Origin of the sequence: Pseudofrankia coriaricola, assembly GCF_001854805.1 — a bacterium.
Classification (GTDB): Bacteria; Actinomycetota; Actinomycetes; order Frankiales; family Frankiaceae; genus Pseudofrankia.
On the sequence record NZ_MBLO01000114.1, the window covers coordinates 160,817 to 185,447 of the forward strand.

At 73.1% G+C, this 24,631-nt stretch carries 17 protein-coding genes; 16 read left to right on the forward strand and 1 reads right to left on the reverse strand.

Translation table 11 applies throughout. The annotated features are described in order from the left end of the window. Positions 1 to 2: 2 nt before the first annotated feature. Entirely contained in the window at positions 3 to 1,733 is a 1,731-nt protein-coding gene (locus BCD48_RS17440; RefSeq protein ID WP_083418782.1) for an amidase, read from the reverse strand. Between the two features lie 230 nt (positions 1,734 to 1,963). Between BCD48_RS17440 and BCD48_RS17445 the strand changes: the two genes are divergently transcribed. From BCD48_RS17445 to BCD48_RS17520, 16 genes are all read left to right on the forward strand, one after another. Then, positions 1,964 to 3,220, forward strand: coding sequence for an LLM class flavin-dependent oxidoreductase (locus BCD48_RS17445; protein ID WP_071049436.1), 1,257 nt, complete (start codon positions 1,964 to 1,966; stop codon positions 3,218 to 3,220). 100 nt (positions 3,221 to 3,320) lie between these two features. Next, positions 3,321 to 4,118 carry a cysteine hydrolase family protein gene (locus BCD48_RS17450; RefSeq protein ID WP_241841806.1) on the forward strand — a complete coding sequence of 266 codons (798 nt, stop codon included), beginning with the start codon at positions 3,321 to 3,323 and terminating at the stop codon, positions 4,116 to 4,118. Then, positions 4,115 to 4,591: a cupin domain-containing protein gene (locus BCD48_RS17455; protein ID WP_071049437.1), complete on the forward strand. Its 477-nt coding sequence runs from the start codon at positions 4,115 to 4,117 to the stop codon at positions 4,589 to 4,591. Before BCD48_RS17450 ends, BCD48_RS17455 begins: the two co-directional genes overlap by 4 nt. Then, complete coding sequence (locus tag BCD48_RS17460) at positions 4,591 to 5,490, forward strand: MBL fold metallo-hydrolase (RefSeq protein WP_071049438.1); 900 nt, start codon at positions 4,591 to 4,593, stop codon at positions 5,488 to 5,490. Before BCD48_RS17455 ends, BCD48_RS17460 begins: the two co-directional genes overlap by 1 nt. A gap of 223 nt (positions 5,491 to 5,713) precedes the next feature. Beyond that, positions 5,714 to 6,133, forward strand: coding sequence for a phosphoribosyl-AMP cyclohydrolase (gene hisI, locus BCD48_RS17465; RefSeq protein WP_397428656.1), 420 nt, complete (start codon positions 5,714 to 5,716; stop codon positions 6,131 to 6,133). After that, positions 6,120 to 7,697 carry an anthranilate synthase component I gene (locus BCD48_RS17470; RefSeq protein WP_071049439.1) on the forward strand — a complete coding sequence of 526 codons (1,578 nt, stop codon included), beginning with the start codon at positions 6,120 to 6,122 and terminating at the stop codon, positions 7,695 to 7,697. Before hisI ends, BCD48_RS17470 begins: the two co-directional genes overlap by 14 nt. 61 nt (positions 7,698 to 7,758) lie before the next feature. Then, positions 7,759 to 8,487: a Trp biosynthesis-associated membrane protein gene (locus BCD48_RS17475; RefSeq protein WP_083418783.1), complete on the forward strand. Its 729-nt coding sequence runs from the start codon at positions 7,759 to 7,761 to the stop codon at positions 8,485 to 8,487. Between the two features lie 484 nt (positions 8,488 to 8,971). After that, positions 8,972 to 9,778 carry an indole-3-glycerol phosphate synthase TrpC gene (gene trpC / locus BCD48_RS17480; protein WP_071049440.1) on the forward strand — a complete coding sequence of 269 codons (807 nt, stop codon included), beginning with the start codon at positions 8,972 to 8,974 and terminating at the stop codon, positions 9,776 to 9,778. 306 nt (positions 9,779 to 10,084) lie between these two features. Further along, positions 10,085 to 11,383 (forward strand): tryptophan synthase subunit beta, encoded by a 1,299-nt coding sequence (gene trpB / locus BCD48_RS17485; RefSeq protein WP_071049441.1) that lies wholly within the window; start codon positions 10,085 to 10,087, stop codon positions 11,381 to 11,383. 243 nt (positions 11,384 to 11,626) lie between these two features. Next, a complete protein-coding gene (gene trpA, locus BCD48_RS17490; RefSeq protein ID WP_071049479.1) occupies positions 11,627 to 12,457 on the forward strand; it encodes a tryptophan synthase subunit alpha in 831 nt (276 codons plus the stop codon). A 200-nt stretch (positions 12,458 to 12,657) separates the two neighbouring features. Beyond that, complete coding sequence (gene lgt, locus BCD48_RS17495; RefSeq protein WP_071049442.1) at positions 12,658 to 13,878, forward strand: prolipoprotein diacylglyceryl transferase; 1,221 nt, start codon at positions 12,658 to 12,660, stop codon at positions 13,876 to 13,878. Further along, positions 13,871 to 14,662: a VIT1/CCC1 transporter family protein gene (locus tag BCD48_RS17500; protein ID WP_241841807.1), complete on the forward strand. Its 792-nt coding sequence runs from the start codon at positions 13,871 to 13,873 to the stop codon at positions 14,660 to 14,662. The genes lgt and BCD48_RS17500 overlap by 8 nt, the downstream gene beginning before the upstream one ends. Positions 14,663 to 15,067: 405 nt before the next feature. Further along, the gene (gltB, locus tag BCD48_RS17505; RefSeq protein WP_083418784.1) at positions 15,068 to 19,627 is read left to right on the forward strand and encodes a glutamate synthase large subunit; all 4,560 of its coding nucleotides are present in this window, start codon (positions 15,068 to 15,070) and stop codon (positions 19,625 to 19,627) included. 471 nt (positions 19,628 to 20,098) lie between these two features. After that, positions 20,099 to 21,544: a glutamate synthase subunit beta gene (locus tag BCD48_RS17510; protein ID WP_071049443.1), complete on the forward strand. Its 1,446-nt coding sequence runs from the start codon at positions 20,099 to 20,101 to the stop codon at positions 21,542 to 21,544. 439 nt (positions 21,545 to 21,983) lie between these two features. Beyond that, a complete protein-coding gene (locus tag BCD48_RS17515) occupies positions 21,984 to 22,718 on the forward strand; it encodes an adenylate kinase family protein (RefSeq protein WP_241841808.1) in 735 nt (244 codons plus the stop codon). 243 nt (positions 22,719 to 22,961) lie between these two features. Further along, complete coding sequence (locus BCD48_RS17520) at positions 22,962 to 24,161, forward strand: cytochrome P450 (protein ID WP_071049445.1); 1,200 nt, start codon at positions 22,962 to 22,964, stop codon at positions 24,159 to 24,161. The last annotated feature ends 470 nt before the right edge of the window (positions 24,162 to 24,631 follow it).

A 24,631-nucleotide genomic window follows, 5' to 3' on the forward strand; every position in this document is an offset into this window, starting at 1 on the left:
GGTCAGACCCAGGCGGCCGCGGCGCGGGCGGCGAGCGCGAGCAGCGCGTGGTCGGTACCGGGCGCGCCGACGAGGGCTAGGCCCACGGCGCGACCGCGTACCCGCGGGAACGGCAGGACGACGACCGGGAGGCCGGCGAGGCCGGCGGCGCAGGTCAGCGTCAGGGTGGCGGCCCGCAGGCGGTCCTTGGCGTCGACGGCGAGGTCGATCGCGGGCGCCGGGCCGCTGGCCGCGGGAATGACCAGCACCGTACCGCCGCCCAGGGCGGCGCCGAACGTCGCGCGGACCTGGGCGCGGACCGCGCGGGCCGTTGCCAGCTCCTCGCCGGTGACGGCCGCCGCCCCGGCGAACCGCGCGGCGATGCCGGGGCCGAGGACGCCGGGGTGGGCGGCGACCCACGCGCCGTGGGCCTGGTTCGCCTCGAAGCCCTGCCCGTGGCGGAAGGCGAGGAACCAGTCGTGGAGCCGGCCGTCCGCGATCGCCGGGACCTGGCGGACCGGTAGGTCGAGGGCCGTGGCGAGCGACGGGACCGCGCCGGCCAGCGCCGCGGCGGTCGCGGGCTCCGCGAGGGCCACGAGGTCGTCGGCGACGAGCAGCGCGGCCGGCGGGGGCAGCGCCGGATCGGCGGGCGGCAGCAGTACCGCGCCGACCTGGGCGAGCGTGGCCGCGTCGCGGGTGAGCCACCCGACGGTGTCGAAGCTCGGCGCGAGCGGAATGACCCCGGTGGCCAGGACCGCGCCGTGTGTCGGCCGGATGCCGAACAGGCCGCAGTAGGACGCGGGCACCCGCACCGAGCCACCGGTGTCGGTGCCGAGGCCGATGTCGGCCAGGCCGAGCGCGACGGCGCTCGCCGGGCCGCTGCTGGAGCCGCCGGGGATGACGCCGGGCGCGGTCGGGTTTGGCGGCGTGCCGTAGTGGACGTTTGTCCCGGACAGGCTGTACGCGAGCTCGTCGGTCTGCGCGATGCCGGCGACGTCGGCGCCGGCCGCGAGCAGCGCGGCCACCGCGGGCGCGTGCTCGGCCGCGGGTGCGGCCTCGGCGAGCCAGGCCGGGTTGCCCGCCCCGGTCCGGTGTCCGGCGACCGCGAACAGGTCCTTCACGGCGACCGTCAGGCGCCGCAGCGGCCCCTCGTCCGCCCCCGCGACGAGCGGTCTCCCGCGTACCCGCCAGACCGCCGCCATGTCGGTCTCGGCCCCGGTCGTGCCCTCCGCGGCGGCCGGGGTGGCTGGGGCGGGTGGCGCGGGTGGCGGCGAGCCGCTGACGTGCGCCGCGGCGACCCGCCAGCGCGGCTGGCCACCCTCACCGGGCTGGGAACCGTCGGGCCGGGACTCGTCGGGAACGGCCACCCAGACCTGGGTCTGCAGGCCGCGGCCGCCGTCGGCGCGGGCGATCTCCGCGACGAGCACCACGCAGGCCGGGCCGTGCGCTTGGACGTGCAGCCGCTCGACCGTGCGCGGCCCGGGCGGCCCGCCCCGGGTGCCTCTGGCCCGGCGGAACTCGCTGATCTCGGCGTGCCCGACGAGCACACCGGCGGCGTCGGCCCGCAGCGTCGCCGGCCCGCCGAGGAACAGCTCGTCCAGCGCGTCCAGGTCGTTGCCGAGCAGCGCCCGCTCGTACCGCCAGAACGCCTCCTCCAGCCCCGCCCGCCAGGCCGGGTCGTCGACGGGCACCCCGGTGCCGTGGGATGCGTCAGGGGACTGGCTGACCGCGTAGAAGCGGACGTCGCGGGACACGGGCAGCTCCTTCGGCCACGGCGACAAGCGGCGGCAGGCCACAACGGCGGCCGGCGACAGCGGTGGCTGCGGCAGACTGTGGCAGGCGACAAACCGCCTCAGTAGACCACCTGGCGTGGCGCGAGGCGGGGCGCGACCGGGCCGCGAGCGGGGCGTAACGGGTGGGTGATGACGTCGAAACACCCGCGCGGCAGTGTTCGTGGCATCAACACCGTGGCGAAGGGAGTGCGATGCGCGTCGGCGTGTTTCTCTTCGGGGCAGTCGAGATGGGTGACACCATCGGCGCCGGCGGCACGGAGCCGACCGCGCGCCGCCACACCCAGGCCGACTTCCTGTCGGCGACGCGCCGCATCCTGGACACCGGGGTGCTCGCCGACGAGCTCGGCTACGACGCGTTCTGGCTGACCGAGCACCACTTCCAGCACGAGGGCTACGAGGTCGTGCCCAACGGCCTGCTGTTCGGCGCGTTCCTCGCCGAGCGGACCCGCCAGATCCGCATCGGCACGATGTTCAACGTCGTCGGCCAGTGGCACCCGCTGCGCCTGGCCGAGGACTTCGCGATGCTGCACAACCTCTCCGGCGGCCGAGGCATCCTCGGTGTCGGCCGGGGCACCGTGCCGCGCGAGATGGAGCCGCTCTCGCTCGGCCGGATGTCGGTCGGCTCCAGCGACAACCCGGACGCGCTGGCCGCCGACACCGTGAACCGCGACGTCACGAACGAGGCGCTCGACCTGCTGCTGACCGCGCTGGACAACGAGACGTTCCGCCACCGCGGCAGCTACTTCCAGGCGCCCCCGCCGGGCATCCCCGACCGCGGCGGCGAGGTGGAGTCGCTCACCCTCATCCCGCGCCCGGCCTACCCGTACGAGGTGTGGCAGGCGATCAGCAGCCCCGGCTCGCTGGCGGCGGTGCCCGCGCGCGGCTTCGGCGGCGTGTTCTGGCTGGCCAGCCGCTCGTTGCTGCGTGCCCGCTGGGACCGCTACGCCGAGGTCTACGCCGACACGCACGGCGGCGCGGCGCTCGCCCCCGGCGAGAAGCGGATGATCGTGCTGAACACCTGCCTGGCCGACACCCGCGAGCGGGCGATGGAGCTCGCGCGCCCCGGCCACGACGAGTTCTGGCGCTTCCTCGGCCCCTATGGCTGGAACCGGGCCTACCTCGGTCCTGACGGCGGCATGCCGCCGGCCGGCTGGGTGCCGACGCTGGAGGACTCCGTCGAGCAGGGCGTGTGGGCGGTCGGTACCGCCGAGGACGTCGCCGAGGCGATCCTGCGGCTGCGCGCCGACCTGGGCGGCCTGGCCGACCTGACGATCTTCCCGACCGGCCCCGGCGAGAGCTACGACGCCACCGACGAGCAGCTGCGCCGCTTCGCGCGGGATGTCCGCCCGCTCCTCGACGCCTCCGAGCCCGTCCCTGCCGGCTCCGTCGCGGCCCAGGCCGCCCCGGCACCGGCCCCGTTTCACCAGGCTCCCCGCACCCGATCATGATCAGTGGATCTGTAGCCAAATCCGAGCCGCGCCCGCGCCGGGGCTCGGATCTCGATACACAACTGGCGATCATGGAGACCGGCCGGAGGTGCCTGACCCCATGACCCCTGACCCGATGACCGTGGACAACCCGGCGGTGCCGCTCGGCCCGACCGCCGTCAACAGCTGGCGGGTCGGCCCGGGCGCGGTGGACCTGCGCCGCCCGGCCCAGCCCGAGCGGGCTCTCACCGTGGCGGCCGTGCCCCAGCGGCTCACCCTCGACCTCGCCCGCACCGCCATCGTCGTGATCGACATGCAGAACGACTTCTGCCACCCCGATGGCTGGCTCGCTGGCATCGGCGTCGACGTCACCCCGGCGCGCGCGCCGATCCCGGTGCTCGCCGAGCTGCTGCCAGCGCTGCGCGCCGCGGGCGTCCCGGTCGTCTGGCTCAACTGGGGCAACCGTCCCGACCGGGCCAACCTGCCGCCGGGCGTCCTGCACGTCTACAACGGCGACGGTGCGGGCACCGGCATCGGCGACCCGCTGCCGAACGGCTCCCCGGTCCTCACCGACGGCGCCTGGGCCGCGGCCGTCGTTGACGAGCTGCCGATCGAACCGGGCGACGTCAAGGTCTCGAAGTACCGGATGAGCGGCTTCTGGGACACCCCGCTGGACACGGTGCTGCGCAACCTGCGGGTCGACACGCTGCTGTTCGCCGGCGTCAACGCCGACCAGTGCGTGCTCGCGACGCTGACCGACGCGGCCTGCGCCGGCTACGACGTCGTCATGGTCGAGGACGCGGTCGCGACGACGTCACCGGAGTTCTGCATGCGGGCGACCGTCTACAACGTCCGCCAGTGCTTCGGTTTCACCGTCACGGCCAGCGACCTGGCCGACGCCCTGAAGGTGCTCGCGTGAGCGCCGCCGCGGCCGTCCCACCGCCCGTGGTCCAGCCGCTGGCCGAGGTGACGGCGCACCGGATCTCGCCCACCGACACCGTCCGGCTCGCCGTGCTCAGCGGCCCGGCGCAGGGCTCGCCGGCCACCGTGGTGTTCGAGATCTGGGAGCCGGGCGGCTCGCAGCCGCCGAACTCGCACCCCGTCTCGACGGAGACCTTCGTCGTGCTCGTCGGCACCGGCCTCGCCCACAGCGACGGGCACACCCGCCCGATCGGCCCCGGCGACGTGCTCGTCCTGCCGCCGGGCTCCGTCCACCGCATCGTCAACACGTCCGGCACCGAGCGCCTCTACACGATCACCGTCATGGCGCCCGACGACGGTTTCGCCGCGCTCATCGAGCGCGGCCCGGTGGCCGGCCTGGACCCCGAGGATCTGGCCGTCCTGCGGGAGAACGCGGCCGGCCGGCAGGCGGGGCCGGAGGCGAGCAGCTGATGGCCGGGGAGCCGACGGCGGGCCAGGACCCCTGGTTCGTCACGCGGAAGCTGCGCGACGGCGTGTGGCTGGTCGCCGAGCCGTGGCACGTCTACTGCTTCCTCATCACCGGCGCCGAACGGGCCGTGCTGGTCGACACGGGCACCGGCATCGCGGACATCTCCGCCCCGGTCCGCCGGGTCACCGGCATGCCGGTGCTCGTCGTCAACTCCCACGCGCACGACGACCACCGCGGCGGAAACGTCTTCTTCGACGAGGTCGCCGCCCACCCGGTCGCCGTCGAACGGCTGGCGCGTCCCGTCCCCGCCGACCGCGTCGGCGCCTATCTGACGGTCGCCGCCGAGCAGCTCGCCGCCTACGAGACGGCGCTTGCACTCGACGACCGCTACTTCCACCTGTTCACCGCCGACAACCGGCCCCGCCCGCTGCCGCCCGGCACGGCCGCCGCCGCGGCCGCCCCGATCGGGGCGGGCCCGGCGGCGCGCCCGCTCGCCGACGGCGAGGTGATCGATCTGGGCGGCCGGACGCTGCGCGTCCTGCACAGCCCCGGGCACTCGCCGGACTCGCTGTGCCTGCTGGACGAGCGCGACGGCCTGCTCTTCGTCGGCGACACGCTGATCACCGGCGACTTCTGGGCGCACACCGACGACACCGACCTGGAGGCGTTCGTCACCAGCCTGCGCCGCCTCGATGGCGAGCTCGCCGGCCAGGTCAGCCGGGTCATGCCCGCGCACACCCGCTCCTGCGAGGCCGGGCCGCACCTGCTGCGCGACGCCGCCGACGCGATCGAGGCCGTGCACACCGGCCGCAGCACCGGCGAGCCGGGCCTCGACCTCTACGGCCGCCCCGTGCTACGCCACCGCTTCGCCGAGTTCAACATCCTCCGCCCTGTCGCATAAAGAAGTTCGGTTCGTAACGGTCAATCGTCACGCAACCGGGCTGGCCCGGAGGCGCGCCTCCGCGGAGGCCCGGCCACGAGCGAAGCGACGTGGTTGGGCCGCAGCGGAGGTCGCCGGAGGGCACGTGAGCGGAGGAGGACGGCGCGCGGAGGTCCCGTGGGAGCGAAGCGAGTACGGGGCCGGAGTGCGCCGCCCGCACGGAGCGAACCAGAAACACGGCAGAATGGGCACGGTGAGCGTGACCTCGTCCGGGCTCGATCCCGCGCTGGCCGGGCGGCTGAAGCGGGACGCCGCCGGACTGTTCCCCGCCGTCGTCCAGCAGTACGACACCGGCACCGTGCTGATGGTCGGCTGGATGGATGACGAGGCGCTGCACCGTACGCTGACCACTGGCCGGGCCACCTACTGGAGCCGCAGCCGCCGGGAATACTGGGTCAAGGGCGACACCTCCGGCCATGTCCAGTGGGTGCGCTCGGTCGCGCTCGACTGCGACGGTGACACGGTGCTCGTCCAGGTCGACCAGGTCGGCCCCGCCTGTCACACCGGCTCGCTCAGCTGCTTCGACGGCCGCGCGCTGCCGGCGGCGCACGGCTCACCGGATGGCCCGACGCAGCCGACGGGAGACCCCGATGACGACCGGTGAGATCTCACCCGACCGTGCCGAGTTCCGCGCGCTGGCCGCCAGTTACGCGGTCGTGCCGGTCACCCGCCGGCTGCTCGCCGACGGTGAGACGCCCGTCGGGGTCTACCGCAAGCTCGGCGGCGGGCCGGGCACCTTCCTGCTGGAGTCCGCCGAGCACGGCGGCATGCGGTCCCGTTACTCGATCATCGGCGTGCGCGCGGCGGCGACCCTGACGGAGGTGGACGGCGAGGCCCGCTGGACCGGCGGCACGCCGCCGCCGGGGGTGCCGACCGGCGGCGACCCGCTGGCTGTGCTGCGCGCCGTGGAGCGGGCGCTGCGCGCGCCGCGGCTGCCCGGCACGCCGCCGCTGATGGGCGGGCTCGTCGGCTATCTCTCCTACGACTTCGTGCGCCGCATCGAGCGCCTGCCCGACCACGCCGTCGACGACCTGCGCACACCCGAGCTGCGCCTGCTGCTGTGTACCGACCTCGCCGTGCTCGACCACGCCGACGGCTCGTGCCTGCTCGTCGCCAACGTCTTCACCCGCGCGCCCGGCGCGGACGGCGCGCCGGGCGACGCGCCCGCCGCGGACGGAACCCACCCCACGGTGCCGCTCGACGAGGCGGCGCTGGACTCCGCGTACGACGACGCGGTCGCGCGCCTGGACGTGATGACCGCCGAGCTGCACAAGTGGACCGAGCCGACCGTCGCCGCGACCGGCGCGCTCGCCGCCCTCGACATCGCGCGGTTCACCTCCGCGATGGCCCCCGGCCAGTTCCAGCAGGCGGTGGAGCGCTCGATCGAGGAGATCCGCGCCGGCGAATGCTTCCAGATCGTGGTCTCGCAGCGGTTCGAGCGGGCGACCTCCGCCGACGCGCTCGACATCTACCGGGTGCTGCGGGCGTCGAACCCGAGCCCGTACATGTACCTGCTGCGCTTCGGCGACTTCGACGTCGTCGGCACGTCCCCCGAGGCGCACGTCAAGGTGACCGGCGACCGGGCGCTGCTGCACCCGATCGCGGGCAGCCGCCCGCGTGGCCACACGCCCGAGGCCGACGCGGAGCTCGCCGCCGAGCTGCTCGCCGACCCGAAGGAACGGGCCGAGCACGTCATGCTCGTCGACCTGGTCCGCAACGACCTGGGCCGGGTCTGCGTGCCGGGGACGGTGCGGGTCGTCGAGTTCGCCACGATCGAGCGCTACTCGCACATCATGCACATCGTCTCGACCGTCATCGGCCAGGTCGCGCCCGAGCACAGCGCCGTCGACGTGCTCGCGGCGACGTTCCCGGCGGGCACCCTGTCCGGGGCGCCGAAGGTACGGGCGATGGAGGTCATCGACGAGCTCGAGCCGACCCGGCGCGGCCTGTACGGCGGCGTCGTCGGCTACCTCGACTTCGGCGGCGACCTGGACACCGCGATCGCGATCCGCACCGCGCTCGTCCGCGACGGCTGGGCGTACGTTCAGGCCGGGGCCGGCATCGTCGCGGACTCGGACCCGGACATGGAGGATCGCGAGAGCCGCACGAAGGCCGCGGTTGTGCTGCGCGCGATCGAGATCGCCGAGTCCCTGCATTCCCCCGGCTGAGGCGGGGCGCTGGGCGCCGGGGCGCTTCGCGCCCTCCGTACGTGATCGGGAGTCCAGCCAGATGAAGCAGAAAACCAGTGTCGACGGGGATGAGGCGACGGTCGGCGCGGCGGCGACCGTGCACGCGGACGCGCAGATGCACGTGCACGACGTCGGCGGCGGCCACCCCACCGGCCGTCCCGCCGGCCGCCGGGCGGGGCTGACTGGCCGTGGGGGTCTGGCCGCCGCCATGATCGCCTGTCTCGTCGGCGCGGCGCTCACGCTGTTCGCCAGCTCCGCGACGTGGGCGCGTACCGAGGTGCGCGACGCGGCGTCGGCCGCCGGCGGCGGTGCGATGAGCACGCCGCTCCCGGTCGCCCTCGGTGGTGGCGACCTCGCGCCCGCGGTGAGCGCGCTCGGCCTGGTGGGCCTGGCCGCGGCGGTCGCGCTGGTGGCGACCAGGGGCGTCGGCCGGCGGGTCGTCGGGGTGCTGGTCGCCCTGGCGGGCGTCGGCGTGATGGTGGTCGCGGCGCGGATCGGCTTCGCCCCCGAGCCGGCCGTGCGCGCGGCGCGCCACGTCGTGGACCTCGCCCCCAGCGGGCATCCAGGGATCGACCGGGTCCGGCTCACGGCCGCGCCGTGGGCGGCGGTGCTCGGGGGCCTCGCGTTCACCGGCGCGGGCGTGCTGGCCGCCGCGCTCGGTCCCCGCTGGCCGGGCATGGGCGGCCGCTACCAGACGAGGACGCGCCGCCCGCTGGACGACTGGGAGGCGATCGAACGCGGCCACGATCCGACAGCCTCGTCGGGCTAGGTCCTGGAACACGCTCTGACGCCCGGATCGTCGCGTTGGACCCTGCGTGCGGGATCGGCCCGGAACAACGAATGATGCGCGGGATGGCGTGTCCGACGATGCGCCGGGCCCGCGGCCGGGCAGGCCGCTCCCCGGTCTCGTCCCACGGCCGGACGCTGTCCGGTCGCTGTGACTTTGCCGTCAACGACCCTGTGGGCTCCCGGCGGATGGGCCCGGGCCCGTCGGCGAGCCCCGAACGTGTGGGATCCCTCGGTGGGGAAGGAAGAGCAACAACGAGACAACGACGCTGCGTGTCTGCCGAGACGACCGCCCATACTGGATATGGCCTGGTCATCCACTGATTGTCAGCGAATGTCCAGTCCTGACAATCGCCGAGCAACTACGGACGGTCAAGGCTTCGACGCGGCGATGGGGGGCCATGTGCGTTCCCGGTGGGTGGGCCTACCATCGGCGCCATGGCAGCGAGAGCCAGAGGAGCCCGGCTGTGACCGTCCTCGACGAGATCATCGCCGGTGTCCGTGCCGACTTGGCCGAGCGCGAGGCGCGCACCCCGCTCGACCTGCTCAAGCAGCGGGTCGAGAAGGTTCCCGACCCGCGCGACGCCTTGGCGGTGCTGCGCGCCCGCCGCGTCGCCGTGATCGCGGAGGTGAAGCGGCGCAGCCCGTCGAAGGGCGAGCTCGCCGGCATTCCCGACCCCGGTGCGCTTGCCGGCGTCTACGAGTCGGCCGGCGCCGCCGCCGTCAGCGTGCTCACCGAGCGGCGCCGCTTCGGCGGGTCGCTGGCCGACCTGGACGCCGTCCGCGTAGCTGTCGACGTGCCCGTCCTGCGCAAGGACTTCATCGTTTCGCCGTACCAGGTCTGGGAAGCGCGGGCGCACGGCGCGGACATCGTGCTGCTGATCGTCGCGGCGCTCGACCAGCCCCGGCTCGTGGGCCTGCTCGAGCGGATCGAGTCGCTCGGCATGACCGCGCTGGTCGAGGTCCACGACGAGGCCGAGACGGTGCGCGCGCTCGACGCCGGCGCCAGGCTCGTCGGCGTCAACGCCCGTGACCTCAAGACGCTGGAGATCAGGCGCGACACGTTCGCCCGGCTGGCCCCGCTGGTGCCGCCCGGCGTCCTGAAGGTCGCCGAGTCCGGCATCCGGGGCCCGCACGACCTGCTCGCCTATGCCGAGGCCGGCGCCGACGCGGTGCTGGTCGGGGAGGCGGCGGTCAGCGGCTCGGACCCGCGCCAGACCGTGGCCGACCTCGTCGCCGCGGGCGCCCACCCGGCAACCAAAGTCGGCCGCTAGGACGTGCCCCAACCGCCCACCACCGTTTCCCGCCCCGAGCCACCCGCGCACCGCTGAACTGCTATGGCCCTCGAAACTGCTATGGCCCTCGAACCCAACCCGGCCACCCACCCTGGGATGGGGTCAGCGTGACGTAACCCTGAGGGGTGACGGCGCCTTTAGCGCAGCGTCAACGCAACCGCCATCCCGACCCGAGACCGGCCTGGCCACCGTCCTGTACACAGGCCCGGTACCAGCGCCGGAGGGCGCCCTGACGCCCGACACGGGGCGGGGACGTCCAGTCACCCGCCCCGATAGAGTCGGGGCGTGAGCGCTAGCAGTGCCGGGGCTACCGGTACCACCGTCCCGCCTGTCCCGCCGTCCCTGGACGCGGAGCCCGGCGCGTGGGAGAGCGTGCCGGACGCGCTGGGGCACTTCGGGCCGTTCGGCGGGCGGTTCGTGCCCGAGGCGCTGATGGCCGCCCTCGACGAGCTGTCCGCCGCCTACGAGCAGGCGCGCGCGGACCCGGCCTTCGTCGCCGAGCTCGACGGCCTGCTCGCCAGCTACGCCGGCCGGCCGACCCCGGTCACCGAGGCGCTCCGGCTCGCCGAGCACATCGGCGGCGCCCGGCTGCTGCTCAAGCGCGAGGACCTCGCGCACACCGGGTCCCATAAGATCAACAATGTTCTCGGCCAGTGCCTGCTGACGAGGCGCATGGGCAAGACCCGAGTGATCGCCGAGACCGGCGCGGGCCAGCACGGCGTCGCGACCGCGACCGCCTGCGCGCTGCTCGGCCTGGAGTGCGTCGTCTACATGGGCGAGGAGGACACTCGCCGCCAGGCGCTCAACGTCGCCCGGATGCGCCTGCTCGGCGCCGAGGTCATCCCGGTCACCTCCGGCAGCCGGACGCTCAAGGACGCCATCAACGAGGCCCTGCGCGACTGGGTCGCCACCGTCGAGCGCACCCACTACTGCATCGGTTCGGTGATGGGCCCGCACCCGTTCCCGATGCTGGTGCGCGACTTCCAGCGGATCATCGGCGTCGAGGCCCGCGAGCAGGTGCTGGCGCTCACCGGGAAGCTCCCGGACGCGGTCGTCGCCTGCGTCGGCGGCGGCTCGAACGCCATGGGGATCTTCCACCGCTTCATCCCGGACGCCTCCGTCCGGCTGATCGGCTGCGAGGCCGGCGGCGACGGCCTCGCCACCGGCCGGCACGCGGCCGCGATCGCCGGCGGCTCTTCCGGCGTGCTGCACGGCATGCGGTCGTACTTCCTGCAGGATGACGACGGCCAGACGAAGGTCTCGCACTCGATCTCCGCCGGCCTCGACTACCCGGGCATCGGGCCGGAACACTCCTGGCTGCACGACACCGGCCGGGCCTCCTACCGCGTCGTCGACGACGCGGCGGCGATGGACGCGCTCGCCCTGGTCGCGAAGACGGAGGGGATCCTGGTCGCGATCGAGAGCGCGCACGCGTTCGCCGGCGCGTTCGACGTCGCCCGCGAGCTCGGCCCGGACGCGACGGTGCTGATCAGCTGCTCGGGGCGGGGCGACAAGGACGTCGACACGGCGGCGCGCTGGTTCGGCGTGCTCCCCGCCGACGGCGGCGAGCCCGCCCACGGCTGACCCGGGGCTGGCGCCAGCGGGGCGGCGGCACGGGCGGGTAACCGTCAGATGACGGCGCCGCTCCGGCGATACGTGCGGGAAATCACGGTGACACGACAGAACGAACCCGGGGCTCGCCAGGCCGGTGCCGGCGAGCGACCGGCGACGGGCGCCCTGACAGACAGCTCCGACAGACACCCCGACAGACACCCCGACAAGCATGCGGACACGGACGGCCCGAGCCGGCCGGGAGACGGACAGCAGGTGCAGGCACAGGGCACGCGCGGGCGGCTCGCGGACACGTTCGCGGCGGCGCGCAAGGAGGGCCGCTCGGTCCTGGTCGGCTACCTGCCGGCCGGCTACCCGACGGTGGACGGCGGCATCGCGGCGATGCGCGCCATGGTCGAGGCCGGCGTGGACGTGGTCGAGGTCGGCCTGCCGTACTCGGACCCGACGATCGACGGCCCGGTCATCCAGGAGGCCGTCGACGCCGCGCTGCGCGGCGGGGTCACCACCGCCGACGTGCTGCGCACCGTCGAGGCGGTCGCCGAGACCGGCGCGCCCGCCCTCGTCATGACCTACTGGAATCCGGTGGAGCGCTACGGCGTCGAGCGCTTCGCCGCCGATCTCGCCGCCGCGGGCGGCGCCGGGACCATCACCCCCGACCTGCCGCCGGAGGAGGCCGGTCCATGGCTCGCCGCCGCCGGTGCGCGCGATCTTGACTCGGTGTTCCTGGTCGCGCCGAGCTCGACCGACGAGCGGATCCGGATGGTGACCGAGATCACGGGCGGCTTCGTCTACGCCGCGTCGCTCATGGGCGTGACGGGTGCCCGCCAGTCGGTCGGCGCCGCGGCCGAGGGCCTGGTCAAGCGGGTCCGTGCGGTGACCGACCTGCCGGTGTCGGTTGGACTGGGCGTGCGTGACGGCGGTCAGGCGGCGACCGTCGCCGCCTTCGCGGACGGCGTGATCGTCGGCTCGGCCCTCGTCGGCGCCCTGCTCGACGCCGAGCGCTCGGGCAGCGGGCTCTCGGCCGGCCTGGACGGCATCCGGACGCTCACCGCCGAGCTCGCCGCCGGCGTCCGCCGCCCCGCGTAGCAGAAGTGACGCCTGTCACAATTTCTGGTCGGTTGTGCCGTAGAGTTTAGCCACTTTTACTCTGCGTAGATTTTCTTGGGCCAAAGTTGCCCGCGGGGTCCCCGCCGATTGGCTGCCGGGCATGCGGACGGGGGCCGAACCTACGGAAGCCAATTGGTGGGGGAGTAGGGCGGCGCGGTGTCGCTGGGTAGCCTTGCGCCGTGGTACTAGCCGCGATTCCCAGCCCATCCCGAGGCGTCATCCACCTCGGGCCGCTGCCGCTGCGCGCCTACGCCTTTATGATCATCATTGGCGTCGTCGTCGCGGTCTGGCTGACGGGGCGGCGGCTGCGCGCCCGCGGTGCCGACCCGAACCTCGCGGGTGACGCCGGTGTGTGGGCGGTGCTGTTCGGCATCATCGGCGCCAGGCTCTACCACGTCATCACCAGCCCCGACGCGTACTTCGGGGCGGACGGGCACGTCGCCGACGTCCTGAAGGTGTGGAACGGCGGCCTGGGGATCTGGGGTGCGGTCGCCGGCGGCGCGCTCGGGGTCTGGCTCAAGACGAGGCGTTCGGGCGTCTCGTTCCTGCTGTTCGCCGACGCGGCCGTGCCCGGCATCGTCCTCGCCCAGGCGATCGGCCGGTGGGGCAACTACTTCAACCAGGAGCTGTTCGGCCGGCCCAGCACCCTGCCGTGGGCGCTGAAGATCGACGCCGCGCACCGGCCGTCCGGGTATGAGCAGTTCGCGACGTTCCACCCGACATTCCTGTACGAGTCGCTGTGGTGCCTGGGCGTCGCCCTCGTCCTGCTCCTCGTCGACCGGCTTCACCGCCTCGGCCGCGGCCGGCTGCTCGCGCTCTACATCATGCTGTACACCGTCGGCCGGTCCTGGATCGAGGCGCTGCGCATCGACGATGCGAAACACATCGCCGGCCTGCGGCTCAACGACTGGGTCAGCGCCGTCGTCTTCGTCGGCGCCCTCGTGATGTTCATCCTCCTGCGCAAGCCGGCGGACCGCGCCGGCGAGCAGCCCGCGGGGGCCACCGCCGGCGAGACGGCCGAGACGGGTGAGACCAGCGAGACCGGCGGCGCCGCGGCCCCGGCCGAGCAGAACTCGACGACGGACGCCAAGCCGACGGAGACGGCGGCGGGCGCCGCGGCGGAGCCCGCGGACCTGACGCCAGCGGACGCGGCATCGGCGGACGGGACGCCATCGGAGCCGAAGCCGGTGGAGACGACGCCCGTGGACACCGCCGCGCCGGCGGCCGTCCCCGCGCCGGCCACTGTCCCCGCCCCGGCCAGCGCGGACTCCGCGCAGAAGGGCGAGGTCGTCACGGCCGGCGCCGTCGCCGCGCGGGTCGGCCTGGACAAGGCGAGCGGCGTCGCGGCGGCCGGCGACGGCGACGGCAGCCCCGCTGGCGGTGGCCCGCGCGATGCCTGACCCCCACCCGGGGCCGCCCTCGGGCGGCTCCGGGCCGGACGCCGCCCGAGGCAGAGGGGAGGGCCCTCCCGCGCGGGAGGGGGCCCGGTGGGGCCACCAGCACCGGGACACGCATCGCGACATCTCCGGTGGCTGGCTGCGCCCGGCGGTGTTCGGCGTGATGGACGGGCTGGTCAGCAACGTCGCGCTGCTCTCCGGCTTCGCGGGTGGCGACTCGTCGCGGTCGACGGCGGTGCTCGCCGGGCTCGCGGGGCTGGCGGCCGGCGCGTTCTCGATGGCCACCGGTGAGTACACGTCGGTCATGTCACAGAACGAGGCGATGGCCGCCGAGATCGAGGTGGAGCGCCGCGCGCTGTCGGACTTCCCGGCGGACGAGCGCGCCGAGCTCGCCGCCACCTACGCGAGGAAGGGCGTCGACCCGACGCTCGCCGAGGCGGTGGCCCGCCAGCTGCACGTCGACCCGGAGGTCGCGCTCGCGATCCACAGCCAGGAAGAGCTGGGCGTGACACCCGGCCGGTTGCCGAGCGCGCTGGTCGCCGCGGGGGCGTCGTTCGCGGCGTTCGCCGTCGGAGCCCTGATACCCGTCCTGCCGTACCTGCTCGGCGCCGACACGTTCCTGGCGAGCGCCGTGCTGGCCGCCGTCGCGCTGGTCGCCGTCGGGGCGGCCGTCAGCCGGTTCACCGGCCGTCCGCCGCTGCTGTCCGGCGCCCGCCAGCTCGCCCTCGGCGCGCTCGCGGCCGGCGCCACCTACCTGGTCGGCGTTCTTGTCGGCGGTGTCAGCTAGCCGGGCCGCGGGTCGGCCGGGACGGCCGGGACGGCGGGTACATACAGCCCGAAAGAGGGGGACGAACCGGGCGGCCCAGAGTAAGACGGCATTGTGTGGAACACAACTGTCACATTCATGTGACCTGGCGGACACTGACGATCTCAGCGAAACGGGCGGCCACGTGGCACACTCGTTGCAGCGTATGACGCGACTGGCTCACCGCGCCCTGCCCCAGCCGACCTGGTCCCACCTGCTCGGGTCCTAGCTGCTCGGGATGGGTCTTCCGCGCCCCCGGAAGACTCCGAGGCGCGTTGTGCCCAGGGCACCGTGCCTCGCGCCCGGTGCCACCAGGCCGTCGTCGCGTCACCCGGACAGCGTCGTCCGCACCCCTTCAGGCCCTGAAGACGGACAGGACACCTCCGGATGCCGACTAAGCAAGGTCTCTACGATCCCTCCCTCGAGCACGACGCCTGCGGCGTCGGTTTCGTCGTCGATGTGCACGGCCGGCGTAGTCACGAGCTGGTCGACCAGGGCCTCACGGTACTGCGCAACCTCGACCATCGGGGAGCCTCGGGTAGCGACCCGGACACGGGCGACGGAGCCGGCATTCTCGTCCAGGTCCCGGACGTGTTCCTGCGGGACGTGGCGGGTTTCCCGCTGCCGGCCGCTGGCCGGTACGCCGTCGGCATCGCGTTCCTCCCGCAGGTGGCCGGTGACCGTGACGAGGCCGTGCGCACCATCGGCCGGCTGACCCGGCAGGAGGGCCTGCGGCTGCTCGGCTGGCGCGAGGTGCCGGTCGTCAGCCACATCGTGGGCCACGCCGCGCGCGAGGTCGAGCCCCGGATGCGTCAGCTGTTTGTCACCCTGCCCGGTGTCGCGGTCGCGCCGGCCGTCGGGGCGCCGGTCGAGGACGACACGCCGTTCGACGTCATGGAGCTGGAGCGGCGGGCGTTCTGCCTGCGCAAGCGGATCGAGCGGGCGACCGGCGTCTACCTCCCGTCGCTGTCGGCGCGCACGCTGACCTACAAGGGGATGCTGACCACCCATCAGCTGTCGGCCTACTTCCCCGACCTCGACGACCCGCGGTTCGCCAGCGCCATCGCCCTGGTACACAGCCGGTTCTCGACGAACACCTTCCCGAGCTGGCCGCTGGCGCATCCCTACCGGCTGATCGCGCACAACGGCGAGATCAACACCGTCCGCGGCAACCGCAACTGGATGCGCGCCCGCGAGGCCCTGCTGGCCAGCGACCTGATCCCCGGTGAGTTCTCCCGGCTGTTCCCGATCTGCGCGAACGGCGCCAGCGACTCGGCCAGCTTCGACGAGGTCCTCGAGCTGCTGCACCTGGGCGGGCGCAGCCTGCCGCACGCCGTCCTCATGATGATCCCGGAGGCGTGGGAGAACCACGCGGAGATGGACCCGAAGCGGCGGGCCTTCTACAAGTTCCACGCCACGCTCATGGAGCCGTGGGACGGCCCGGCGTCGATCGCCTTCACCGACGGCACGATGATCGGCGCGGTGCTGGACCGCAACGGCCTGCGCCCGTCGCGCTACTGGGTCACCGACGACGGCCTGGTCGTCATGGCCTCCGAGGTCGGCGTGCTCGACATCCCGCCGCACCGGGTGATCCAGAAGGGCCGGCTGCAGCCCGGCCGGATGTTCCTCATCGACACCGCCAAGGGCCGGATCGTCAGCGACGACGAGATCAAGTCGGAGCTCGCCTCGGCGTCGCCCTACGGGGAGTGGCTGCACGCCGGCGTCATCGAGCTCGCCGACCTGCCCGCCCGCGAGCGGGTCGTCTACAGCCACGCCTCGATCACCCGCCGCCAGCAGGTCTTCGGCTACACCGAGGAGGAGCTGCGGATCCTCGTCGCGCCGATGGCGCGCGCCGGCGCGGAGCCGATCGGCTCGATGGGCACGGACACCCCGATCGCCGTGCTCTCCGAGCGGCCGCGGCTGCTGTTCGACTACTTCCAGCAGCTGTTCGCGCAGGTCACCAACCCGCCGCTGGACGCCATCCGCGAGGAGCTGGTCACCAGCCTCGGCAACTACCTGGGGCCCGAGGGCAACCTGCTCGAGGCCAGCCCCGCGACCTGCCGGGTGATCCACATCCCCTATCCGGTGATCAGCAACACCGAGCTGGGGAAGATCATCGGCATCAACGACGACGGTGACATGCCCGGCTTCGCCGCGGTAACCGTCCGCGGCCTCTACGAGGTCGCCGGCGGGGGCGCCTCGCTCGCGGCCCGGATCGAGGAGATCTGCGCCGGGGTGAGCGCGGCCATCGCCGACGGCGCCCGCGTCATCGTGCTGTCCGACCGCGACTCCGACGAGCGGCTCGCCCCGATCCCGTCGCTGCTGCTCACCGCCGCCGTGCACCACCACCTGATCCGGGAGAAGACCCGCACCAAGGTCGGCCTGATCGTCGAGAGCGGCGACGCGCGTGAGGTGCACCACATCGCGCTGCTCGCCAGCTACGGCGCCGCCGCGGTCAACCCGTACCTGGCGTTCGAGAGCGTCGAGGACCTCATCAGCCACGGCGAGATCGAGGGCGTCACCCCGGAGCAGGCCGAGAAGAACCTCATCAAGGCGCTCGGCAAGGGCGTCCTGAAGGTGATGTCCAAGATGGGCATCTCCACCATCGCCAGCTACACCGGCGCCCAGGTCTTCGAGGCGATCGGCCTGCGCTCCGACGTCATCGACCGGTACTTCACCGGCACCGCCTCGCGCCTCGAGGGCGTCGGCATCGACGTGCTCGCCGCCGAGGTCGCCGCCCGGCACACCCGCGCCTACCCGCGGGTGGCCACCGAGCTCGCGCACCGCAGCCTCGAGGTCGGCGGCGAGTACCAGTGGCGCCGCGAGGGCGAGCTGCACCTGTTCAACCCGGAGACGGTGTTCCTGCTGCAGCACGCCACCCGTACCCGCCAGTACGAGGTGTTCAAGCAGTACACGTCCAAGGTCGACGAGCTCTCCAGGCGCAACGCCACCCTGCGCGGCCTGTTCGAGCTGCGGCCCGGCCTGCGCCGGCCCATCCCGATCGAGCAGGTCGAGCCGGTCTCCGAGATCGTCAAGCGGTTCGCCACCGGCGCGATGTCCTACGGCTCGATCAGCGCCGAGGCGCACGAGACGCTCGCGATCGCGATGAACCGCCTCGGCGGCAAGTCGAACACCGGCGAGGGCGGCGAGGACGCCGAGCGGTTCGTCCCGGACGAGAACGGCGACCTGCGCCGCTCGGCGGTCAAGCAGGTCGCCAGCGGCCGGTTCGGCGTGACCAGTGAGTACCTCGTCAACGCCGACGACCTGCAGATCAAGATGGCGCAGGGCGCCAAGCCCGGCGAGGGCGGCCAGCTGCCCGGCCACAAGGTCTACCCATGGATCGCGAAGACCCGCCACTCGACGCCGGGGGTCGGCCTGATCTCGCCGCCGCCGCACCACGACATCTACTCGATCGAGGACCTCGCCCAGCTCATCCACGACCTGAAGAACTCGAACCCGAAGGCGCGGGTGCACGTCAAGCTGGTCGCCGAGGTCGGCGTCGGCACCGTCGCCGCCGGCGTGTCCAAGGCGCATGCCGACGTCGTGCTCATCTCCGGCCACGACGGCGGCACCGGCGCCTCGCCGCTGACGTCGCTCAAGCACGCCGGCGCCCCGTGGGAGCTGGGCCTGGCCGAGACGCAGCAGACGCTGCTGCTCAACGGCCTGCGCGACCGGATCGTGGTGCAGGTCGACGGCCAGCTCAAGACCGGCCGCGACGTCGTCATCGGCGCGCTGCTGGGCGCCGAGGAGTTCGGCTTCGCGACCGCGCCGCTGGTCGTCGCCGGCTGCGTGATGATGCGGGTCTGCCACCTCGACACCTGTCCCGTGGGCGTGGCGACCCAGAACCCGGCGCTGCGCGCCCGGTTCACCGGCAAGCCGGAGTTCGTCGAGAACTTCTTCACGTTCATCGCCGAGGAGGTGCGCGGGTACCTCGCGCACCTGGGCTTCCGGACGCTCGAGGAGGCCGTCGGCCGGGTGGACCTGCTCGACGCGACGGCCGCCGTCGAGCACTGGAAGGCCGAGGGCCTGGACATCAGCCCGCTGCTACACACCCCGGAGACGCCCTTCGGCGGGTCGCTGCGCAACTCGGCGAGCCAGGACCACGGCCTCGACAAGGCGCTCGACAACTCGCTCATCCAGCTGTGCGAGGGCGCGCTCGAGGACGGCCGGCCCGTGTGGCTGGAGATGCCGATCCGCAACGTGAACCGGACCGTCGGCACCATGCTCGGCTACGAGGTCACCCGCCGTTATGGCGCGGTCGGCCTGCCGGACGACACGATCTCGCTGCGTTTCACCGGCTCGGCCGGCCAGAGCTTCGGCGCGTTCGTCCCGCGCGGCATCACCCTCACCCTGGAGGGCGACGCCAACGACTACACCGGCAAGGGCCTGTCCGGCGGGCGGATCATCGTCTTCCCGCCGAAGGAGACGCCGTTGCGCGCCGAGGAGAACACCATCGCCGGCAACGTGCTGCTCTACGGCGCGACCGCGGGCGAGGCGTACTTCCGCGGCGTCGTCGGCGAGCGGTTCTGCGTCCGCAACTCGGGCGCGACCGCGGTCGTCGAGGGCGTGGGCGACCACGGCTGCGAGTACATGACCGGCGGCACGGTCGCGGTGCTCGGACCGATCGGGCGCAACTTCGCGGCCGGCATGAGCGGCGGCGTCGCCTACCTGTACGCCCCGGTGGTCACGCGGATCAACACCGAGATGGTCGACGTGGAGCCGCTTGACGCCGAGGACCGGTCGCAGCTGGTCGGCCTGCTCACCCGCCACCGCCGGGAGACCGGCTCGACGGTCGCCGCCCGGCTGCTGGCCGGCTGGGAGGACGAGCAGGAGAAGTTCGTCAAGATCATGCCCCGCGACTACAAGCGGGTACTGACCGCGATAAAGCAGGCCAAGGAGCAGGGGATCTCCGCCGAGGACCTGATCATGGCCTCCGCGCGCAGCTGAGGCGGGGGGGGCTGGGTTGGGCGACCGTGTTCGCCGCCAGACTCGGCGGAAGCCCGCAGCCCTTCCACGAGTGAGGCGAGCCGGGGACCCGCCAGGGGTAACCCAGGTGGGGAACGGTCAGGATCCCGGAGTAGGGCGACGCAGAGAGCTGCCAGGGGCAACCCTGGCAGGGAACGCTCAGGATCCCGCGACTGAGCTGGGCGCGGAGGCGCGCCCACGAGCGAAGCGATGTGCCCCCGCGGCGGTGTGCTGTGGTCTAGCAACGCTCAAGCGGGACGCAACCGAGCTGGCGCGAAGGCGCGCCTCCGCGGAGGCCCGGCCACGAGCGAAGCGAAGTGGTTGGGCCGCAGCGGAGGTCGCCGCAGCGCCCGTGAGCGTAGGAGGACAGCGCGCGGAGGTCTCGTAGGAGCGAAGCGAGTACGAGGCCGGAGCGCGCTGCCCGGACGAAGCGAACCAGAAATAAGGAGCGGCATGGCTGACCCGACTGGGTTTCTCCGGCACCACCGGGAGCTGCCGGCGCGCCGGCCCGTGGACGTGCGGATCCAGGACTGGCGTGAGGTGTACGAGGAGTTCCCCTCGCCCGCGCTGACCGCGCAGGCGGCGCGGTGCATGGACTGCGGCATCCCCTTCTGCCACAACGGCTGCCCGCTCGGCAACCTCATCCCCGAGTGGAACGACCTCGCCCGCCGGGGGGAGTGGGGGGAGGCGATCGACCGGCTGCACGCGACGAACAACTTCCCGGAGTTCACCGGGCGGCTGTGCCCGGCGCCGTGCGAGGCGGCCTGCGTCCTCGGGATCTCCGACGACCCGGTGGCGATCAAGCAGATCGAGGTCTCGATCATCGACCGGGCGTTCGCCGACGGCCGGGGCGTCGACCCGGTGCCGCCGTCGACGCGCACCGGGAAGAAGGTCGCCGTCGTCGGCTCCGGCCCCGCCGGGCTCGCCGCCGCCCAGCAGCTCACCCGGGCCGGGCACGACGTCACCGTCTACGAGCGCGCCGACCGGATCGGCGGCCTGCTCCGGTACGGCATTCCCGAGTTCAAGATGGAGAAGGCCGTCCTCAACCGCCGTCTCGAGCAGATGGCGGCCGAGGGGACGAGGTTCGTCGCCTCCTGCAATGTCGGCGTCGACATCAGCGCGGACGAGCTGCGCGCGTCGCACGACGCGGTGGTACTGGCCGGTGGCTCGACCATCGGGCGCGACCTGCCGGTGCCCGGGCGGGAGTTCTCCGGCGTCCACCAGGCGATGGAGTTCCTGCCGCTGGCCAACAAGGTGCAGGAGGGCGACCTCGCCGAGCCGCCGATCACCGCGGCGGGCAAGCGGGTCGTCGTGATCGGCGGTGGCGACACCGGCGCCGACTGCCTGGGCACCGCCCACCGCCAGGGCGCGGTCTCCGTGCACCAGCTGGAGATCATGCCCCGCCCGCCGGAGTCCCGGCCGCCGGCGAACCCGTGGCCGAGCTACCCGCTGGTCTACCGGGTGTCGTCGGCGCACGAGGAGGGCGGCGAGCGGGTCTACGCCGTCTCGACCGAGTCCTTCCTCGGCGACGACGAGGGCCGGCTGCGCGCGCTGCGGATGCACGAGGTCCAGATGGTCGACGGGAGGTTCCAGAAGGTCGAGGGCACCGACACCGAGCTGCCCTGCGAGCTGGTGCTGATGGCGATGGGTTTCGTCGGCCCGCAGCGCGAGGGCCTGCTGGGCGACCTGGGCGTCGAGCTGGACGGGCGCGGCAACGTGGCCCGCGACGCCGGCTGGCAGACCTCGGTGCCCGGCGTGTTCGTCGCCGGCGACATGGGCCGTGGCCAGTCGCTCATCGTCTGGGCGATCGCCGAGGGCCGCTCGGCCGCGGCCGCCGTCGACCGCTACCTGGTCGGCACCACCGACCTGCCCGACCCGATCACCCCAACCCGCCGATAGGGCGGTCGCCAGGCTCGGCGTCCCGCGGTTCCATTGCTTCTACATTCCTGTGGAAATTCCCGTGGCCGGTTGCCGTGTCGAGTGACACGGCAACCGGCCATCGGCATTCGTAGAATGTGATTTGCTTCTCTGAGAATGGGATTTTCTTCGTAGTCCCGGGGGCTATGGCCGGGCGGCTCGCGGTCGGATCTCCGCCGCCATGGGCGGCATGGAAGCGGATGGAGCCAGACGGCCCAGGGCGCCGGAAGACATGCGGCGGGCCATGGGCCACGGCCGGGTGGACGTATCGCGACGCTGACGGATACGCTGCCCGGGCCCCGGCGGGGCTGACGGCCTCCGGGATCGCCAGTGATTCCCGCAACGTTCCGAATGTGCCGGGTCAGGTTGCTTACAGGTCATCCATGTTTATGGGGGTTTGGTGCGGGGTAGGGTCCATTCGGTGAGAGTCGTGCTGCTCGGACCGCCGGGCTCAGGCAAGGGGACGCAGGCCGCCCGGATCGGCTCCCGTTACCGCGTCCCGGCGATCTCTACCGGTCGGCTGCTCGATGCCGAGATCGCCGCTCGTTCCCCGCTCGGCCGCCGCGCCGAGGCGTTCGTTCGTGCGGGCGAGCTCGTCCCCGACGAACTGGTACTCGACCTGGTCGCCGACCGCCTCTACGGCTCCACCGCCGCCGCGGTGGTCGACCACGTGCCCGCGACCGCGCGCGCCTCGATGGACGCGGCTCTCGGCGCGTCGTCTGACGCCGGTGCGGCCGCTGGCGCTGGTGCGTCCACGCTCTCCGGCGACACCCTGACCGCGGCGCGGCCGGCCACCCCGGCCGCGGACGTCTGCCAGGGCTTCCTGCTGGACGGCTTCCCGCGCACGCTCGCGCAGGCCGAGGCGTTCGACGCGAGGTTCGCGGCCGCGGGCTGCGCGCTGGACGTCGTGCTCGACCTTGACGTCGACGAGTCCACCGTGCTGGAGCGGATCAGGCACCGCGCCCGTTCCGAGGACCGGCTGGACGACGACGAGGAGACCGCCCGGCGGCGCCTGAAGGTCTTCGCCGAACGCACGGCCCCGCTGCGCGCCTACTACGCGGCCAGCGGCATCCTGCGCACCGTCGACGGCTCCGGCACCCCCGACGAGGTCGCCGCCCGCCTCGAGGCCGTCCTCGCCGACGTCACCCGCGGGTAGCCCGACCCGATCATCCGCCACGCGCCTCCGGTCCTTCCTCGGCCGGGGGCGCGTCGCCGTGTCTGGGGTTTGTAGAGGTTGTATCCGCCTTGCGGATTGGATACTTTATGCCTGCTACGGCGCTGACGCCTGGCTGGCGTCCGGTGTGCGCCCGTCGCCGCCTGGGCGGCACGCGTTCTCCACCCTCTTCCGGGACGGATTGGTACCCTCCTCGCACGTCCCGGTGTCTGCTCAGGAGTGCGGATGGTCGAGTTCAACCCGTACGACCTCGCGACCTATCGCGACCCGTACCCGGTCTACCGGGCGTTGCGAGATGAGGCGCCTGTCCACCACAACGCCGAGCTTGGCTTCTGGGCGTTGTCGCGGCACGCCGACGTCCTGGCGGCTCACAACGACTGGCAGACCTATTCCAGCACCGGCGGCGTCACGATCGAAGGCCGCGAGGCCGGCGCCCCGATGATCATCTTGAGGGACCCGCCGGAACACCGCTGGCACCGCAAGATCGTCAGCAAGGTGTTCTCGCCGCGCCGGATGCTGGCCCTCGAGCCCTACATCCGCCGCCGCGCCGGCGAGCTGCTCGACCGGTTCCTCGACGCCGACGAGTTCGACGCCGTCCGCGACTTCTCTGTCCAGCTGCCGCTGGACGTGATCAGCGAGCTGCTCGGGATCCCCGAGGAGTACCGGCAGACCATCAACGAGTGCAGCGACCGCATGCTCGCCCGTGGCGAAGGCGTCGATTCCGAGGCGGAGTTCGTGGCCGCCAACATGGAGATCATCAACATCTACCTCTCGCTGGCGGCCGAACGACGCCGGAACCCGACGGATGACCCGATCAGCCTGCTGATCACCACCGAGGTGGAGGACGACGAGGACGGCTCGACCCGGACCCTGCCGGACGACGAGATCGCGTTCCGGTTCCTGGAGCTGGGCACCGCCGGCCACGAGACCGTCGCCAAGGCCATCCCGAACGGCCTGATGGCCCTCACCCGGTTCCCCGACCAGCGCCGGCTGCTGCTGTCCGATCCCTCCCTCTACGACCGGGCCGCCGGCGAGACCCTGCGTTTCGACGCCCCCTCGCAGCTGCAGGGCCGGACCACCACCCGCGACGTCGAGCTGCACGGCGTCACGATCCCCGCCGGCCAGCGGGTCATGCTGATCACCGGCTCGGCCCTGCGCGACGAACGGGTCTACGAGAACCCCAACGCGTTCGACCTGAACCGCCACGACGAGCCGTCGACGGTGTTCTTCGGCTTCGGCATCCACCGCTGCCTCGGCGCCCACCTCGCCCGACTGGAGATCAAGATCGCGTTGGAGGAGGTCCTGAAGCGTTTCCCCGACTTCGTGGCTGATCCGGGCCGGGCCGTCATGAAGGTCTCGTCGAACGTCCGCGGCGCCGCCAACCTGCCTTTCGTGACAGCGGGGGCCGCCGTCTCACCCGTGTAGCGTCCAGCGCGGCGTTGGCGGCGTTAGCTTCTGGGTGCCTCCCGCGTCACGGTGCCGCGGGCGAAAACTCTCATAACCGCGGGATATAGGCGTCGGATGTGCGATACCGTTCGCGCTCATCGAGTGACGAACGGTGGCTGTCGCGTCGGGGATCTCGCTGCCCGGGAAGCCAGGTCCTGATCATCGGGACGGCGCACTTCATGCCCGGTTGGGCGGATTCTGATCCGGATCGGATCCGCCGACGGTCGGCGCGACGGTGCGTCAGCTCGCCCGGTGCGAGTCGCTCGGTGCGGATTGCCCGCCCGCGGTCCCGAAGTGGTTCCCGACCCGGTCACCGCGGTCACCGGCCAGGTCGCCGGACGATGCGTTCGGGGTGGGAGGACGCTGGGATGAGCAGCGAGTGGCAGGCAGTCGGTCTGGCCGCGGATCCCACTCCGGGTGACCCGGAGGCGGTGCGGGCGCTGGCTACC